The organism is Micromonospora salmantinae, assembly GCF_022230905.1.
GTDB classification, from domain to species: domain Bacteria; phylum Actinomycetota; class Actinomycetes; order Mycobacteriales; family Micromonosporaceae; genus Micromonospora; species Micromonospora salmantinae.
The window spans coordinates 85759-102845 of sequence record NZ_JAKKFG010000004.1; the positions used below are offsets into that span (position 1 = coordinate 85759).

Consider the following 17087-nt stretch of genomic DNA (forward strand, 5'->3'; position numbering starts at 1 on the left):
CGGCTCGGTGGTTGGGATCACCGGGGCCCGGGTTTGCGACCCTCCGGGTAATTACGTAACGTTGGCGTTGTGAAAAACGCGGCGGAGCTCTCCGGGCACCAACCGACGGCCGTACCGGCCCTCGGTGCGTCCGCCTCCGCGCCTGCCGTGACCACGTCGGCCGGCCTCGCCGGCCCGGCGGCGGCCGAGGTCTCCACCCGGGATCGGGTCACCCAGTTGCTGCTGGAGCAGGGTGCCACCACCGCCGCGCAGCTTGGCGCGGCGCTCGGGCTCAGCCCGGCGGCGATCCGCCGGCACCTCGACGCGATGCTTGCGGACGGTGACGTGTACGCCCGCGAGCAGCCCGTGCAGGGCAGTCGCGGTCGGGGGCGCCCGGCCAAGGTTTTCCTGTTGACCGAGGCCGCCCGGGTCCGCTGTGGCACACACCACTACGACAACATGGCCACCGCCGCGCTGCGCTGGATCGCCCGCAGTGGCGGTTCGGACGCGGTCGAGGCGTTCGCCACCGAGCAGGTGTCGGCTCTCGAGTCCCGTTGTCGGACGGCCATGGAGGACGCTGGCGACGAGCCTCTCGCCCGAGCCGAGGCACTCGCCGCAGCGCTCACCGGCGAGGGTTACGCTGCCAGTGCGACCACGATCGCCTCCGGCGGCCAGCTCTGTCAGCACCACTGCCCGGTGGCGCACGTGGCCGCCGAGTTTCCTCAGCTGTGCGAGGCCGAGACCGCGGTCATCTCCCGTCTGGTCGGCACCCACGTGCAGCGTCTGGCCACCATCGCGCACGGCGACGGGGTGTGCACCACGCACATCCCGACCCAGCCGGGCCGCGCTCAATCAGGTAATCCCGTAACCACTGTGAGGACAGATAGATGACCGAGCAGATCGTCCAGCCCCTGACCCAGGAAGAGCAGCTCGCCGCCCTGGGCCGGTACGAGTACGGCTGGTCCGACCCGGACGCCGCCGGGGCGGTCGCCCAGCGCGGCATCAACGAGGCGGTGGTGCGGGACATCTCGGCCAAGAAGAGCGAGCCGGCGTGGATGCTCGACCTGCGGCTGAAGGGCCTGCGGCTGTTCGGCCGTAAGCCGATGCCGGCCTGGGGCGCGGACCTCACCGGGATCGACTTCGACAACATCAAGTACTTCGTGCGGTCGACCGAGAAGCAGGCCACCAGCTGGGAGGACCTGCCCGAGGACATCAAGAACACCTACGACCGGCTGGGCATCCCGGAGGCGGAGAAGCAGCGGCTGGTCGCCGGTGTCGCGGCGCAGTACGAGTCGGAGGTCGTCTACCACAAGATCCGCGAGGACCTTGAGGAGCAGGGCGTTCTCTTCCTGGACACCGACACGGCGCTGCGCGAGCACGAGGACGTCTTCAAGGAGTACTTCGGCACGGTGATCCCGGTCGGCGACAACAAGTTCGCCGCCCTGAACACCTCGGTGTGGTCCGGTGGCTCGTTCATCTACGTGCCGAAGGGCGTGCAGGTCGAGATCCCGTTGCAGGCCTACTTCCGGATCAACACCGAGAACATGGGCCAGTTCGAGCGGACGCTGATCATCGTCGACGAGGGTGCGTACGTGCACTACGTCGAGGGCTGCACCGCGCCGCTCTACTCCTCCGACTCGCTGCACAGCGCGGTCGTGGAGATCATCGTCAAGAAGAACGCGCGCTGCCGCTACACGACCATCCAGAACTGGTCGAACAACGTCTACAACCTGGTCACCAAGCGCGCCGTCTGCCACGAGGGCGCGACCATGGAGTGGGTCGACGGCAACATCGGCTCCAAGGTGACCATGAAGTACCCGGCGGTCTACATGACCGGCGAGCACGCCAAGGGCGAGGTGCTCTCGGTGGCGATGGCCGGTGAGGGTCAGCACCAGGACGCCGGCGCCAAGATGGTGCACGCCGCGCCGCACACCTCCTCGACCATCGTGTCGAAGTCGATCGCCCGTGGCGGCGGCCGCACCTCGTACCGGGGTCTGGTGCAGGTGCTGGAGGGTTCGCACCACAGCCGGAGCACTGTCAAGTGCGACGCGCTGCTGGTCGACGCCATCTCCCGCTCGGACACCTACCCGTACGTCGACATCCGTGAGGACGACGTGTCGATGGGTCACGAGGCGACCGTCTCCAAGATCAGCGACGACCAGCTCTTCTACCTGATGAGCCGGGGCCTGAGCGAGGACGAGGCGATGGCCATGATCGTGCGCGGCTTCATCGAGCCGATCGCCAAGGAGCTCCCGATGGAGTACGCCCTGGAGCTCAACCGTCTGATCGAGCTTCAGATGGAGGGCGCGGTCGGCTGACGCCGCCGCTCCCCGTGGCGGGCCGGAACCTCGGCCCGTCACACCTGGCCCCAACTCGTCGTCACGGAACAGACAGACCAAGGAAGAAATGACTACCCAGGCTTCCGCGCCGCCGCCCAGCACCAAGTCGCAGGCGCTGCGCTCGTACGACGTCGCCGACTTCCCGGCCCTCACCGGCCTGGAGGAGGAGTGGCGTTTCACCCCGCTCAAGCGCCTCCGCGGCCTGACCAGCGAGTCGTCGGACGAGGCGCCGGCCGCGACCGGCGCGGTCCGACACGAGTACGGTGACCTGCCCGAGGGCGTCGCCATCACCCGGGTCGGCCGTGACGACGAGCGGGTCGGCAGCGTGCTGATCCCGGTCGACCGGGTCAGCGCGCTGGCCTACGGTGCCGCCGCCGACGCCCTGCTGCTGCGGGTGGGCCCCGACGTGGTGCTGGGTGAGGCGGTGCGGCTGCGGGTGGTCGGCGAGGGCGTCGAGCAGCCGGCGTTCGGTCACACCTTCGTCGAGGTGGGCCGGTTCGCCGAGGCGACAGTGGTGCTGGAGCACGTCGGGTCGGCCATTCTGGCCGACAACGTCGAGGTCGCCGTGGCCGACGGCGCGAAGCTGACGCTGGTCACGGTCGCCGACTGGGCCGACGACGCGGTCCAGGCCCAGCACCTGAAGATCAAGCTGGGCCGGGACGCCAGGGTCATCCACATCCAGGTGTCCCTGGGTGGCGACCTGGTCCGGCAGTTCACCAGCGTGGAATACACCGGGCGCGGTGGCGAGGCCGAGCTGTACGGCGTCTACTTCGCCGACTCCGGCCAGCACCTGGAGCACCGGCAGCTGGTCGACCACAGCGTCCCGGACTGCCGCAGCTACGTCGGCTACCGGGGCGCTCTGCAGGGCGAGAGCGCGCACACCGTCTGGGTGGGCGACGTGCTCATCCGGGCCGAGGCGACCGGCACCGACACGTACGAGATCAACCGGAACCTGCTGCTCACCGACGGCGCGCGGGCGGACTCCGTACCCAATCTGGAGATCGAGACCGGCGAGATCTCCGGCGCCGGCCACGCCAGCGCGACCGGCCGCTTCGATGACGAGCAGTTGTTCTACCTGATGGCCCGGGGCATTCCGGAGAGTGAGGCCCGCCGGTTGGTGGTGCGTGGTTTCTTCGCCGAGCTGATCAACAAGATCCCGGTGGAGTCGCTGCGTGAGAGCCTCGGCGACGCGATCGAGGCCCGGCTGACCAAGGCGGGCGCTTGATGATCCGCATCTGCTCCACCGAGGACGTGCCGAAGGGCACCGCGATCAGCGCGGACGTCGACGGCACGCCGATCGCCCTGGTGCACGGCGAGGACGGCGGCTTCTACGCCGCGTACGACGAGTGCTCGCACGCCTCGGTCGCGCTCTCCGAGGGTGAGGTCGATGGCTGCACGCTCGAGTGTTGGCTGCACGGCTCGCGCTTCGACCTGCGCACCGGCGAGCCGACCGGCCTGCCCGCCACCGAACCCGTCCCCGTCTACCCCGTCGAAGTCCGCGACGGCGACATCTACCTCAGCCTGACGCCGAGTAATGGAGTGACCCGATAATGAGCACCCTGGAGATCCGCGACCTGAAGGTGTCGGTCAAGCTGCCCGAGGGTGAGCTCAAGCCGATCCTGGCCGGCGTCGACCTGACCGTGAAGTCGGGCGAGACCCACGCGATCATGGGCCCGAACGGTTCCGGCAAGTCCACCCTGGCGTACTCGATCGCCGGTCACCCCAAGTACGAGATCACCGGCGGCACGGTGACCCTCGACGGCCAGGACGTGCTGGCCATGACGGTCGACGAGCGCGCCCGCGCCGGCCTCTTCCTGGCCATGCAGTACCCGGTCGAGGTGCCCGGCGTCTCGGTGGCGAACTTCCTGCGGACCGCGAAGACCGCCATCGACGGCGAGGCGCCGAAGCTCCGTACCTGGGGCGGCGAGCTGCGCGGTGCGATGGAGCGCCTCCAGATGGACCCGGCGTTCGCCCAGCGCAACGTCAACGAGGGCTTCTCCGGTGGTGAGAAGAAGCGGCACGAGATCGTCCAGCTGGAGCTGCTCAAGCCGAAGATCGCGATCCTCGACGAGACCGACTCCGGTCTCGACGTGGACGCGCTGCGCGTGGTCAGCGAGGGCGTCAACCGGGTGCGCGACAACGGTGACACCGGCGTGCTGCTGATCACCCACTACACCCGGATCCTGCGCTACATCAAGCCGGACTTCGTGCACGTATTCGTGGCCGGCCGGATCGTCGAGCAGGGCGGCTCGGAGCTGGCCGACAAGCTCGAGGCCGAGGGCTACGAGCGGTACGCCGCCGGGGCCGGCACGGCCAAGGCCTGAGCGGGAGAGGCGCTGCCGAGATGACCAGCATCGCGATCCCCTCGGGGATGCCGCAGTACGACGACGTGCCGCGTTTCGACGTGGCCCGGGTGCGCGCCGACTTCCCGATCCTCGGTCGGGACATCAACGGGCACCCGCTGGTCTACCTCGACAGCGCCAACACCTCGCACAAACCCCGCCAGGTGCTCGACGTGCTCGACGAGCACTACGCGCGGCACAACGCCAACGTGTCGCGCTCGGTGCACACCCTGGGCACCGAGGCCACCGAGGCGTACGAGGGGGCGCGGGCGAAGATCGCCGCGTTCATCAACGCGCCGAGCACCGACGAGGTGGTGTTCACGAAGAACTCCACCGAGGCGATCAACATCGTGGCGTACGCCTTCTCGAACGCCTCGCTGCGTCCGGACGCCGACAGTCGTTTCCGGCTCGGTCCGGGCGACGAGGTGGTGATCTCCGAGATGGAGCACCATTCGAACATCGTCCCGTGGCAGTTGCTCTGTGAGCGGACCGGCGCGACCCTGCGCTGGTTCCCGGTCACCGACCAGGGGCGGCTGGACGAGTCGGGCCTGGAGGATCTGGTCACCGAACGGACGAAGATCGTCTCGTTGGTGCACGTGTCCAACATCCTCGGCACTGTCAACGCCACCTCCCGGATCACCGCGCGGGTTCGCGAGGTGGGTGCGCTGCTGCTGCTGGACTGCTCGCAGTCGGTGCCGCACCTGCCCATCGACGTGGTCGACCTGGATGCCGACTACATCGTCTTCACCGGCCACAAGATGTGCGGTCCGACCGGCATCGGTGTGCTGTGGGGTCGGGGTGAGCTGCTGGCGGCCATGCCGCCGGTCTTCGGCGGCGGCTCGATGATCGAGACGGTCACCATGGCCCGCTCGACGTTCGCCGCGCCGCCGGCCCGCTTCGAGGCGGGCACCCCGCCGATCGCCGAGGCGGTCGCGCTCGGTGCGGCGGTCGACTACCTGACCGGCATCGGGATGCAGGCCATCCAGTGGCACGAGAAGGAGCTGACGGCGTACGCGCTGGACGCTCTCGGCTCGGTGCCGGACCTGCGGATCTTCGGTCCGACAGTGCCGGTGGGTCGGGGCGGCACCATCTCGTTCGCACTCGGTGACGTGCACCCGCACGACGTGGGTCAGGTGCTCGACTCGCTCGGCGTGCAGGTGCGGGTTGGTCACCACTGTGCCAAGCCGGTGTGCAGCCGGTTCGGCGTTCCGGCCATGACCCGGGCGTCGTTCTACCTCTACACCACCACCGAGGAGATCGACGCTCTGGTGGCCGGTCTGAAGCAGGTGCGGAAGGTGTTCGACTGATGCAGCTTGACCAGCTCTACCAGGAGATCATCCTGGACCACTACAAGCGCCCGCACGGGCGTGGCCTGCGCGACGCCGACGACCCGGGTGACCAGGTCGCGGAGGCGCACCACGTCAACCCCACCTGCGGTGACGAGGTCACCGTCCGGGTGGCCACCGACGGCACGGTGCTGCACGACATCTCGTACGACGGGATGGGCTGCTCGATCAGCCAGGCATCGGCGAGTGTGTTGCACGAGTTGCTGCGTGGTCGGGGCGCCGGGGAAGCATTCGAGGTGCACGAGGCGTTCGTGGAGTTGATGTCCGGACGTGGCCAGGTCACGCCGGACGAGGACGTGCTCGGTGACGGGGTTGCTTTCGCGGGTGTGGCCCGTTACCCCGCCCGGGTCAAGTGCGCGCTGCTGCCGTGGATGGCGTTCAAGGACGCCGCGGCACGCGCCGGTGTGGGTGTGAGCCCGGAGGTGAAGGCGTGAGCGAGCGTCAGCGAGCGAATGTGACAGTGGTGCCTTGTGGCATCACGCAGCGAAGCGGAGGGACGGCATGAGCGAGAACACCGCTACTGAGGCGACGCCGGAGGCCGGTGACACCACAGTGGTGCCGCAGACCGACGCCGCGACGACCGATGGCACCGGTGACGCCGCCGCTCCCGCGGGCGGCGTCAGCAAGGCCATGATCGCCGACATCGAGGAGGCGATGAAGGACGTCGTCGACCCGGAGCTCGGCATCAACGTGGTCGACCTGGGCCTCGTGTACGGCGTCCACGTCGACGACGAGAACGTCGCCACCCTGGACATGACGCTCACCTCGGCGGCCTGCCCGCTGACCGACGTCATCGAGGACCAGACCCGGCAGGCGCTGACCACTGGCCCCGGCGGCGGCCTGGTCAACGACATCCGGATCAACTGGGTGTGGCTCCCGCCGTGGGGCCCGGACAAGATCACTGACGAGGGTCGGGACCAGCTCCGCTCCCTCGGCTTCAACGTCTGACCCGATCACTTCGTCGAGCGCGGTTACCCGTCTGGGTACCGCGCTCGACGCGTTTCCAGTCCAGCCCGAAAGTAGTGGAACGGATCGTTCCGGTCTGCTAGACTGAACTCATCAAACGGAGCGGAATATTCCGCTCCGTAAGCGGGTGGGAAGCTCGCTGGAAGCCGGCAGAGAGGGCAGGACGATGAGCGAGACGGCGGCGGGGCAGTGGCGGACCGTGCTGGAAGAGGCGCACGAGGCGCTTCGGACGGCAGTCGAGGGGGTTCCGGTCGACGCCTGGGAACGGCCCACCCCGTGCGAGCGGTGGAACGTCACCCAGGTGCTCCAGCACGCGGTCGGCGACCAACTCGCCTTCGCGGCGGCGATCGACGGCGGGCCAGGGCCCGCGGAGGACCCGTTCGCGCCCTCCGGTCGGATTGACGGCGACAAGCTCGCCGGCCTGCGCGCCGCCCTCGACGCGTCCGCTCGGGCCTGGAACGGTGTCGCCGACGACGACCCGGAGGTGCCCACGCCGCTGCCCCAGGGCAAGCTGCCGGCCGAGGTCGGCGCCGTGGCGTGCGCCCTCGATGCCGCAGTGCACGCCTGGGACATCGCGGTGGCCACCGGCCAGCCGTCCCCACTCACCGCCGACCTGGCCCGACCTCTGCTGGCGGTGGCCCGGCAGATCGTCGAGCCGCTGCGGGCCTACGGCGCGTACGCCCCGGCGATCGACAGCGCTCCGGAGGCCGACGAGGTCGCCGCCCTGCTCTCCTACCTCGGTCGCGACCCCCGCTGACCCGGAGTGCGTCACTGATCTGCCCTGAACACTCCAAGATCACGCTCAATCAGGTTGTAGTGGCCTCGACGACACACCGAGGCCACTACAACCTGATTGGCGCGGGGCGCGGGGAAAATCGGTGGCGGGGCGCGGGTCCGGCGCGGAGGATGCGCGTGTGATTGAGGCGTACCCGTTGCAGGTTCCTGTCCGTGCGGCCACTGCCGTGCGTCGACAGCGCACCAGGCCCCGGCCCGCCTCGATCCCGCGCCCGCCGTCGTGAGCGGGGCGTTCCTCGCCGGTCTCGTGGCCGGCTACGGCGTCGCCATTCCCGTCGGCGCGATCGCGATCCTCATCCTGGGGCTCAGCGCCCGTACCTCGTTCCGGGTTGGTGCGGCCGCGGCGCTCGCCGTGGCGACGGCCGACGGGCTCTACGCGCTGGTGGCAGTGCTCGGCGGCGCCGGCCTGGCCGGAATCATCGCGCCGGTCGCCGGGCCACTGCGAGTGGTCGCCGCCGTGGTCCTGCTCGGTCTCGCCGGGCACGGCCTGTGGCGGACGTGGTCCGCGCACCGCTCACAGCGACAGCCGACGGCACGCGACGGTGGGGGCATGAGCACTCCGGGGCGGGCCTACGCGGCGCTGCTCGGGTTGACCCTGCTGAACCCGATGACGGTGCTCTACTTCACCGCCCTGGTGCTCGGCCGCCGGGACACTGCCGACTCGGGCACGGTCCCGGCGGCGCTCTTCGTGGCCGGGGTGTTCCTGGCGTCGGCGAGCTGGCAACTGGTCGTCGCCGGCGGTGGCACCGTGGTCGGCCGGGCGCTGACCGGGCCGCGCGGCAGACTGGTCACCGGCCTGGTCTCCAGCGCGCTGATCGCCGCGCTGGCGGTGGCCGCGCTACTGCCAGGCTGAACGGTCACGGCAACCATCCGACGGCTCAGCCACCCGACCGAGGCCCGACCGCGCCGGGTCGGCGGCGTGGCCCGGCCGGGCCCGCGAACCCGCCCGGGGGCCCGGGTGGGTCCGCTGTGCCGTACGGTCGGGCGATGACCAGTCGACCCGCAGCCGGCGGAGGCCGGTGGGTCGAGGTCGACCCGGCCCGCGTCGGCCGGTGGGTCGAGGGCTTCGCCGACCGGCACGGCCCGCCCACCACCAGCGCCCAGGAGTACGGCCTGCTGCTCGCCGCCCCGGACGGGGCAACCGCCGAGCTGTACGCCCCACCGGGTGCGCCGGCGGGCGTGGATGTGGCCGGGTTCGTGGCCTCCGCCGTGATGCCCCGCCGGATCGGCCTGCTGCTGGCCCGCAAGGGCGCCGTGGCGCTCGGGGTGGCCGAGGGCGCCGACCTCGTCGTCTCCAAGGTGGACACCCGGTACGTGCAGGGGCGCACCGCTGCGGGGGGATGGTCGCAGCACCGGTTCGCCCGCCGGCGTGACAACCAGGCGAAGGCGGCGCTGGGTGACGCGGCGGACCTGGCCGTACGGCTGCTGTTGCCGGAGGCGTCGAGGCTGGCGGCCCTCGTCTGCGGCGGTGACCGGCGGGCGGTGGACGGGGTGCTGGCCGACCGGCGGTTGGCCCCGCTGGTGCCGTTGCGGGCGGAGCGGCTGCTCGACGTGCCGGAGCCCCGGCACGCGGTGCTGGTCGCGGCGGTGGGTGCGGCCCGGGCGGTACGGATCCGGGTGCGCGACCCCGACTGACCTCGGCCTGCGCTGGCGGCGTGGGAGGGGAGACGATCGCCACCCGAAACGGGGTTCCTGGCGTGCTGCCCGGCCGGCCGCCGGAGGATGGGCGCGTGGAGTTTCTGGTTGACATGGTGACGACGGTGCCGCGGGGAACGTCGGAGGACGGGGTCGCCGACATGCGCGCGCGAGAGGCGGCGCGTTCGGCCGAGCTGACGGCCCAGGGCAGCCTTCTGCGGCTGTGGCGGCCGCCGCTGGCGCCGGGGGAGTGGCGTACGTGGGGGCTGTTCCAGGCCGCCGACGCCGACGAGCTGGAGGCCGTGCTCGCGTCGATGCCGCTGCGCGCCTGGCGGCGCGAGACCGTCACGCCGTTGACGCCGCACCCGAACGACCCGGGTCAGCCGCCTCGATGAGCCCGCGAGGGCATGCCGGCTCGACAGCACGCCATGGGACACGTCCGTCAGCAGGGAGATCAACATGTCCGAGGCGCAGATTCTGCGTACCGTCCTCGACCGGTGGAAGTCGGCTGTCGACGCCCACGAGCCCGATCGGGTCGCTGCGTGCTTCACCGACGACGCGATCTTTCAGGGGTTGCAGCCGTACACGGTCGGTCGGGCCGGCGTCGCCGCGTACTACGCCGGACAGCCGCTCGGCCTGACCGCCGCGTACGACATCCGGGAGATCCGCCGTCTCGCCGACGACGTGGTCCTCGGCTACCTGGACGTGGAGTTCGGCTTCACCGACCGGCCGGCCCTGACCGTCAACCTCGGCGTGCTCCTGCGGCGGGTCGACGACGACTGGCTCATCGGCCACTACCAGGTCTCGCGGCTCACCTGACCCGCGAGCGTCGGCAGGAATGACGCGTGGCAGGGCCCGAGGGACCTGCCACGTCACGGAGCGGATGTCAGAGCTGGTCGGTGCCGAAGGTGTCGCAGGTCTTCGGGTCGCCGCGGTCGTAGCCCTGGGTGAACCAGCGCTTGCGCTGCTCGGACGTGCCGTGGGTGAACTGGTCGGGGTTGACCTGCCCGCCGGAGCGCTCCTGGATGCTGTCGTCGCCGATCGCCTCGGCGGCCTGCACGGCCTCGCTGATGTCGGTCTGGGTGATGGACGTGAACAGCGGTTCCTGGCCGGTCTTGTCCTTGCTCTCGGTGGCGTGCCTGGCCCAGGCGCCGGCGTAGCAGTCGGCCTGCAACTCCAGCCGTACGGAGGCGGAGCGGGGGCCGCTCTGGTCGCCCTGGCCGGCCTTCGCGTTGGTGCCGAGCAGGTTCTGGACGTGGTGGCCGTACTCGTGGGCGAGCACGTACGGCTGGGCGAACTCGCCCTTGGCGCCGAACCGGGAGGCCAACTCGTCGTAGAAGCTCAGGTCGATGTACACCTGCTTGTCCGCGGGGCAGTAGAACGGGCCGACGCCCGAGTCGGCCTGCCCGCAACCGGTGTTAACGGCGGCCTGGAAGAAGTTGGTGTCGGTCGCCTCGTACTTTTCGTTGCCCAACTCCGGGTACGCCTTCTGCCAGTAGGCCTGGATGCTGTTGACGTAGAGCGCGTTACGGCAGCGCGCGTCGTCGAGCCGGTCGGGGTTGTCGCGGGAGCACAGCTGTTCCAGGTCGGTGCCGCCGGCCTGACCGCCGCCCTCGTCGCCGTTGGTCATGGCGTTGAGGCCGAAGCCGCCGCCGAGCAGCGCGATGAGCACGGCCACCACGATGCCGATGATGCCGCCTCGACCGCCGCCTCCGGGGATCGGGATGCCGAAGCCGCCGCCGGATCCGCCACCGCGGCCCACGTCGTTGACCTGGGAGGTGTCGATTTCGGCCCGCTCGTTGAGTTCCATGGTGACCCCGATCGCCGTATGCCGGTGAATGTCTTTTGTGTGTCGTTTCGTCCATCGAGTGCCGGACGGGGTCCGGACAGGCGTTCCGATACCCGATGATCTTGATCGGTAATCCGGGCAGGACGTCCGGCGGCGCCCGGTACACTTGTCGGGTGCTGCGCTGCGAAGGCTGAACCGCCCCGCGCCGTCGGGCCCCTTGAGCCCGCCGGCGGTTTCGCGTGCCCCGAGTCAGCCTTCCGAACCCCGAGAGCGAGCCCGCAAACATGATCACTGCCACCGGCCTGGAACTGCGTGCCGGTTCCCGGATCCTGCTGTCCGACACCACCCTGCGCGTGCAGCCCGGTGATCGGATCGGCCTGGTCGGCCGCAACGGCGCCGGCAAGACCACCACGCTCAAGGTGCTCGCCGGCGAGGGGCAGCCGTACGGCGGCCAGATCGACCAGCGCAGTGCCATCGGCTACCTGCCGCAGGACCCGCGCACGGGTGACCTGGAGGTCACCGGCCGCGACCGGGTGCTCTCCGCGCGCGGCCTGGACGTGCTGATGGCGCAGATGCAGGAGGTCGAGGCCCGCCTCGCCGAGGACGCCAACGACAAGCTGGTCCGTCGGTACGGCGCACTGGAGGACCAGTTCGCCGCCCTCGGCGGGTACGCGGCCGAGGCTGAGGCCGCGCGGATCTGCGCCAACCTCGGCCTACCGGACCGGGCGCTCGCGCAGACCATCGGCACCCTCTCCGGTGGTCAGCGTCGCCGCATCGAGCTGGCCCGGATCCTGTTCCGCGACGCGGGCGAGAACGGTGGCGGCATCCTGCTGCTCGACGAGCCCACCAACCACCTCGACGCCGACTCGATCACCTGGTTGCGGGGCTTCCTCGCCAACCACAAGGGCGGCCTGATCGTGATCTCCCACGACGGCGCGCTGTTGGAGTCGGTGGTCAACAAGGTCTGGTTCCTCGACGCCACCCGGTCGGTCATCGACGTGTACAACCTGGGCTGGAAGGCGTACCTGGAGGCGCGCGAGACCGACGAGCGACGTCGCCGCCGGGAGCGGGCCAACGCGGAGAAGAAGGCCGGCGCGCTGATGGCGCAGGCCGACAAGATGCGGGCCAAGGCCACCAAGACCGTTGCCGCGCAGAACATGGCCCGCCGCGCCGAGAAGCTGATCTCCGGCTTGGAGGAGGTGCGGGTCTCCGACCGGGTGGCCAAGGTGCGTTTCCCCAGTCCCGCGCCGTGCGGCAAGACCCCGCTCACGGCGACCGGCCTCTCCAAGTCGTACGGATCGCTGGAGATCTTCACCGACGTCAACGTGGCGGTGGACCGGGGCTCCCGAGTGGCCATCCTCGGGCTCAACGGCGCCGGCAAGACGACCCTGCTGCGGATGCTCGGCGGGCTGCTCAGCCCGGACACCGGCGAGGTGCACGCGGGGCACGGCCTGCGGCTGGGCTACTACGCCCAGGAGCACGAGACGCTGGACGTGGAGCGCACGGTGCTGGAGAACATGCGCGCCGCCGCCGTCGAGCAGTCCGACACCGACCTGCGCAAGATCCTTGGCGCGTTCCTGTTCTCCGGTGACGACGTGAACAAGCCGGCCGGCGTGCTGTCCGGCGGCGAGAAGACCCGGCTGGCCCTGTCCACTCTGGTCTGTTCCGGCGCCAACGTGCTGTTGCTCGACGAGCCGACGAACAACCTCGACCCGGTCAGCCGGGAGCAGGTGCTCGACGCCATCGCCAACTATCCCGGCGCGATCGTCCTGGTCACCCACGACCCGGGTGCGGTGCTGGCGCTCAAGCCGGACCGCGCCATCCTGCTGCCCGACGGCGACGAGGACGCGTGGAGCGACGACCTTCTCGAACTGGTGGAGCTGGCCTGACCCAGGAGGCTCGGTCGGCTCTCAGTCGAGCAGGTCGGCCAGTCGGCCGAGCACGCCGGAGCTGACCAGGATCACCAGCCCGATGGCGATGAAGATCGTCGGCACCAGCCAGGCGGGCGGGGTCCACGTCAGCGCACCCCACCCGGCGACCCGGCGCGCTCGACCAGCCGGACCACTCTCCGGTGCCCGCCCAGCCAGGCCCCGGCCACGCACCAGAGCGCGATCAGCAGCACGAAGACCAGCAGGAACACGGCACTGTCGGCCACACCGAGGGCCCGGAAGACGGGTACGTAGACCGCGACATTGTCAGCGCCGTTCGCGATCGTCACCCCGGCCACGCCGAGCGCTCCGGTGACGACCGGCGGTGCCTCGTCGTCGCCCGAACTGCGCAGCGCGCGTACACCGAGCGCGATCGGAAGCAGGCCGAGCAGCCCCGTCCACGGGTCGGGCACCACCAGGAGTCCACCCGCGATCACCGCGCTGGCCAACGCGAGCGCACCGATGCCGACGTATTGTCCGGCGACAATCTCCCAGGTGCGGGGTTGGCCGGTGGTGCGGGCCGCGACGAAGAACAGCGTCAGAATGACGATGTCGTCGATGTCGGTGGCGGCGAAGACCACGGCCGCTGCGCCGGCGGTGCTCAACAGGTCGATCACGACCGAAGGCTACGGGCCGCCGGCAGCCGCGAGCTCCCGGCAGTGGTACGCGCGGACGCCGCGGCGGGCCGGATCGCCAGGATCACTCTATCGGGAAGCTGACATTGCATAGCGTGTCGGTTGGCGAAGAGTTGATATCTGGCGCATGATCGTTCGAGGCGGTCTAATAGGTGGGACCGTATCCGAACCGCACAGTCTGGGACGTGAGGACACAGCATGGCAGCCACTGGCACAGCCACCAGCACTGAGAAGGGTCGCCGGATCGTCGGAGCCGAGCGTCAGACGCTCGCCAAGGACCTGGTAAAGCGGTACACCTCGGGGGAGAGCATCCGCGCGTTGGCGGCCTCGACCGGCCGTTCCTACGGGTTCATCCACCGAGTGCTCACCGAGTCCGGCGTGCAGCTGCGTCAGCGCGGTGGCGCCCGGCGCCGCAAGAAGGCGTGACCCGCCCCTCAGCGTCGTCCACCAGCGCCGCGCCCCGGGACGTCCGGTGACCGCCGAGGCGACCGGGGTTCGGCTGACTTGCGACGGGCCGGTCGCCACGGTGACGTTGTGCCGGCCCGACGTGCTCAATGCCCAGACGCCCGCGATGTGGCGAGCGATGAGCGATTTCTCCCGTGACCTGCCCGGCGACGTGCGGGTGGTGGTGGTCCGTGGCGAGGGTCGCGCGTTCTCGGCCGGCCTCGATCTCGCGGTGGCGGGCGCCTCCGGCCCGGGGTCGTTCGCTGAGCTGGCCACGCTGCCCGAGCAGGAGTGCGCCGAGCGCATCGCGGAGTTCCAGGGCGGTTTCACCTGGCTGCACCGGCCGGATGTCGTCTCCGTCGCGGCCGTGCAGGGTCACGCGATCGGTGCCGGCTTCCAGCTCGCGCTCGCCTGTGACCTGCGAGTGCTGTCCGCGGACGCGAAGCTGTCGATGGCCGAGGTGACCCTCGGTCTGGTGCCCGACCTGGCCGGCACGAAACGCCTCGTCGAGTTGGTCGGCTATTCGCGGGCGTTGGAGATCTGTGCGACAGGCCGCCGGTTGGACGCCGCCGAGGCGGATCGGATCGGGCTGGCCACCCTTGTCGTACCCCCGGCCGAGCTGGACGGCGCGGTGCGGGACCTGACCGCCGGCCTGCTCTCCGGGGCCCGCGACGCGGTGGTGGAGATCAAAGCGCTGCTCGCCGGTGCCGCCGGCCGGTCGCACGCCGACCAGCAGCGCGCCGAGCGGGAGGCGCAGACCCGTCGGCTGCGTGACCTCGCCGGCAGGGGAGAATAGGTAAGGACCGCACGGGGAGATCCGGGTTACGAGCGGGGTTGTCACACTCGTCGGGAGAATTGACCTGACGATGCGGTCTGCCCGGCAACCCGGAGGTGAGCGATGTCCAACCCGATGTCCGGCGGTGGCATGGCCGGGTGGAGCATGCTCCGGTCGATGCGCAACCGCGACGAGGTCTCCACCCACCGGCTCAAGCGCGGGGTAGCCCGCCGCATCGTCGCCTTCGCCCACCCCTACCGGCGCGACATCATCGTCTTCCTGGCCACCGTGGTGTTGGCCGCCGTCATCGGCGTGGCCACCCCGGTGCTCGCCGGTGACGTGATCAACGCGATCAACCGGGGCGGCACCGAGGCCGGGCGGCTCGTGGTGCGGCTGGCCCTGTTCATCGCCGCGCTGGCGGTCGCCGACGCGCTGCTGTCGCTGGCCCAACGGTGGTATTCCGCCCGCATCGGCGAAGGCATCATCTTCAACCTGCGCACCCGGGTCTACGACCACGTGCAGCGGATGCCGTTGCAGTTCTTCACCCGTACCCAGACCGGCGCCCTGGTCAGCAGGCTCAACAACGACGTGCTCGGCGCCCAGCGGGCGTTCACCTCCACCCTGTCCGGTGTGGTCAGCAACGTCATCCAGCTGGTGCTCACCGCAGCGGTGATGTTCACCCTCTCCTGGCAGATCACCGCGCTGTCACTGGTGCTGCTGCCGATCTTCATCATTCCGGCCCGCCGGGTCGGCCGACGGCTGGCGGACATCACCCGCGAGGCGTACAACCTCGACGCCAAGATGAACGCGACAATGACCGAGCGGTTCGGGGTGGCCGGCGCGCTGCTGGTGAAGCTCTTCGGCCAGCCCGAGATCGAGGCCCGCAGGTTCGGCGACCGGGCCGAGCGGGTCCGCGACATCGGCATCCAGTCCGCCATGTATTCCCGCACGTTCTTCGTGGCGATGCTGCTGGTCGCCTCACTGGCGCAGGCGCTGACCTACGGTCTCGGTGGCTGGCTCGCGGTGACCGGCGGCGTCAGCGCCGGCACCGTGGTGACGCTCGCGCTGCTGCTCACCCGCCTGTACGGGCCGCTCACCGCGCTCTCCAACGTCCGGGTGGACGTGATGAGCGCGCTGGTGTCCTTCGACCGGGTCTTCGAGGTGCTCGACCTCAAGCCGGGCATCGTGGAGAAGCCCGATGCGGTGCCGGTGCCGGTGGGCGCCGGCCGGGTCGACTTCCGCGACGTGCGTTTCCGCTACCCGAGCGCCGCCGAGATCTCCCTCGCCTCCCTGGAGGAGGTCGCCACGCTCGACCGGACCGTCAACGAACCGGTGCTCAAGGGGGTCTCGTTCAGCGTCGAGCCGGGGCAGATGGTCGCGTTGGTCGGCCCGTCCGGGGCGGGCAAGTCGACACTGTCGATGCTCATCTCCCGGATCTACGACGTCAGCGACGGGCAGGTGCTCGTCGGCGGGGTGGACGTGCGCGACGCGACGCTCGCCTCCCTGCGCGACGAGATCGGTGTGGTCACTCAGGATTCGCACCTGTTCCACGAGACGATCGCCGAGAATCTTCGCTACGCCAAGCCGGACGCCACCGACGACGAGATCTGGGCCGCCCTGGCCGGGGCGCAGGTTGCCGATCTGGTTCGGGCGCTGCCCGACGGCCTGGACACCACTGTGGGGGAGCGCGGCTACCGGTTCTCCGGCGGCGAGAAGCAGCGCATCGCGATCGCGAGACTGCTGCTCAAGGCCCCGTCGATCGTGATCCTCGACGAGGCGACCGCACACCTGGATTCGGAGAGCGAGGCGGCGGTGCAGCGTGCGCTGTCGGTGGCGCTGGCCGGGCGTACCGCGCTCGTGATCGCGCACCGGCTCTCCACAGTGCGCGACGCCGACCAGATCCTGGTCCTGGACGGTGGGCGGATCGTCGAGCGGGGGCGGCACGAGGAGTTGGTGGCGGTCGGTGGGCTCTACGCCGAGCTGTACCGCACCCAGTTCGCGGTCGCCGACTCGCCCACCCCGTTCGTCGACGCGACCGGTCCCGAGCCGGTGGTCATGCCGCTGGGCACCTACCGCGCCGACGAGGTGCTGCCGCCCGCCGCCGCCAACTGACG

General features: G+C 70.4%; 19 protein-coding genes. 17 read left to right on the top strand and 2 right to left on the bottom strand.

Annotation, left to right across the window (positions count from 1 at the left end):
* Window positions 1–69 precede the first annotated feature (69 nt).
* From PSH03_RS02940 to PSH03_RS03000, 13 genes are all read left to right on the top strand, one after another.
* Window positions 70–870, top strand: a complete 801-nt coding sequence (locus PSH03_RS02940) for a helix-turn-helix transcriptional regulator (protein WP_372494700.1) — start codon at window positions 70–72, stop codon at window positions 868–870.
* Window positions 867–2297 carry a Fe-S cluster assembly protein SufB gene (sufB, locus tag PSH03_RS02945; RefSeq protein WP_238688170.1) on the top strand — a complete coding sequence of 477 codons (1431 nt, stop codon included), beginning with the start codon at window positions 867–869 and terminating at the stop codon, window positions 2295–2297. Before PSH03_RS02940 ends, sufB begins: the two co-directional genes overlap by 4 nt.
* An 88-nt stretch (window positions 2298–2385) precedes the next feature.
* Window positions 2386–3543: a Fe-S cluster assembly protein SufD gene (gene sufD / locus PSH03_RS02950; RefSeq protein WP_238688171.1), complete on the top strand. Its 1158-nt coding sequence runs from the start codon at window positions 2386–2388 to the stop codon at window positions 3541–3543.
* Complete coding sequence (locus PSH03_RS02955; protein ID WP_091403693.1) at window positions 3543–3869, top strand: non-heme iron oxygenase ferredoxin subunit; 327 nt, start codon at window positions 3543–3545, stop codon at window positions 3867–3869. Before sufD ends, PSH03_RS02955 begins: the two co-directional genes overlap by 1 nt.
* Complete coding sequence (sufC, locus tag PSH03_RS02960; RefSeq protein WP_210784991.1) at window positions 3869–4642, top strand: Fe-S cluster assembly ATPase SufC; 774 nt, start codon at window positions 3869–3871, stop codon at window positions 4640–4642. Before PSH03_RS02955 ends, sufC begins: the two co-directional genes overlap by 1 nt.
* Window positions 4643–4662: 20 nt before the next feature.
* A complete protein-coding gene (locus PSH03_RS02965; protein ID WP_238688172.1) occupies window positions 4663–5967 on the top strand; it encodes a cysteine desulfurase in 1305 nt (434 codons plus the stop codon).
* Window positions 5967–6440 (top strand): Fe-S cluster assembly sulfur transfer protein SufU, encoded by a 474-nt coding sequence (gene sufU / locus PSH03_RS02970; RefSeq protein WP_091403700.1) that lies wholly within the window; start codon window positions 5967–5969, stop codon window positions 6438–6440. The genes PSH03_RS02965 and sufU overlap by 1 nt, the downstream gene beginning before the upstream one ends.
* A gap of 67 nt (window positions 6441–6507) precedes the next feature.
* Entirely contained in the window at window positions 6508–6954 is a 447-nt protein-coding gene (locus tag PSH03_RS02975; RefSeq protein WP_124821554.1) for a metal-sulfur cluster assembly factor, read from the top strand.
* A gap of 184 nt (window positions 6955–7138) precedes the next feature.
* Window positions 7139–7729, top strand: a complete 591-nt coding sequence (locus tag PSH03_RS02980; protein WP_238688173.1) for a TIGR03086 family metal-binding protein — start codon at window positions 7139–7141, stop codon at window positions 7727–7729.
* Window positions 7730–7987: 258 nt separating this feature from the next.
* Entirely contained in the window at window positions 7988–8620 is a 633-nt protein-coding gene (locus tag PSH03_RS02985) for a LysE family transporter (RefSeq protein ID WP_238688174.1), read from the top strand.
* A 134-nt stretch (window positions 8621–8754) separates the two neighbouring features.
* Entirely contained in the window at window positions 8755–9402 is a 648-nt protein-coding gene (locus PSH03_RS02990; protein WP_210784987.1) for an acVLRF1 family peptidyl-tRNA hydrolase, read from the top strand.
* Window positions 9403–9497: 95 nt separating this feature from the next.
* Window positions 9498–9797, top strand: coding sequence for a muconolactone Delta-isomerase family protein (locus PSH03_RS02995; protein ID WP_210784986.1), 300 nt, complete (start codon window positions 9498–9500; stop codon window positions 9795–9797).
* 64 nt (window positions 9798–9861) lie between these two features.
* Window positions 9862–10221, top strand: coding sequence for a YybH family protein (locus PSH03_RS03000; RefSeq protein ID WP_210784985.1), 360 nt, complete (start codon window positions 9862–9864; stop codon window positions 10219–10221).
* Between the two features lie 67 nt (window positions 10222–10288).
* Here PSH03_RS03000 and ypfJ read toward each other — a convergent pair whose 3' ends face one another.
* Window positions 10289–11212: a KPN_02809 family neutral zinc metallopeptidase gene (gene ypfJ, locus PSH03_RS03005; RefSeq protein ID WP_238688175.1), complete on the bottom strand. Its 924-nt coding sequence runs from the start codon at window positions 11210–11212 to the stop codon at window positions 10289–10291.
* Between the two features lie 263 nt (window positions 11213–11475).
* Between ypfJ and PSH03_RS03010 the strand changes: the two genes are divergently transcribed.
* The gene (locus tag PSH03_RS03010; RefSeq protein WP_210784983.1) at window positions 11476–13080 is read left to right on the top strand and encodes an ABC-F family ATP-binding cassette domain-containing protein; all 1605 of its coding nucleotides are present in this window, start codon (window positions 11476–11478) and stop codon (window positions 13078–13080) included.
* A gap of 128 nt (window positions 13081–13208) precedes the next feature.
* Here the strand turns inward: PSH03_RS03010 and PSH03_RS03015 are convergent, their stop codons facing one another.
* Window positions 13209–13736 carry a cadmium resistance transporter gene (locus tag PSH03_RS03015; protein ID WP_238688176.1) on the bottom strand — a complete coding sequence of 176 codons (528 nt, stop codon included), beginning with the start codon at window positions 13734–13736 and terminating at the stop codon, window positions 13209–13211.
* A gap of 216 nt (window positions 13737–13952) precedes the next feature.
* On the opposite strand from PSH03_RS03015, the gene PSH03_RS03020 reads away from it, so the two are divergent.
* From PSH03_RS03020 to PSH03_RS03030, 3 genes are all read left to right on the top strand, one after another.
* A complete protein-coding gene (locus tag PSH03_RS03020; RefSeq protein ID WP_007462679.1) occupies window positions 13953–14180 on the top strand; it encodes a helix-turn-helix domain-containing protein in 228 nt (75 codons plus the stop codon).
* Window positions 14181–14226: 46 nt separating this feature from the next.
* Window positions 14227–14994: an enoyl-CoA hydratase/isomerase family protein gene (locus PSH03_RS03025; RefSeq protein WP_210784981.1), complete on the top strand. Its 768-nt coding sequence runs from the start codon at window positions 14227–14229 to the stop codon at window positions 14992–14994.
* 114 nt (window positions 14995–15108) lie between these two features.
* Window positions 15109–17085, top strand: coding sequence for an ABC transporter ATP-binding protein (locus PSH03_RS03030; RefSeq protein WP_238688433.1), 1977 nt, complete (start codon window positions 15109–15111; stop codon window positions 17083–17085).
* The last annotated feature ends 2 nt before the right edge of the window (window positions 17086–17087 follow it).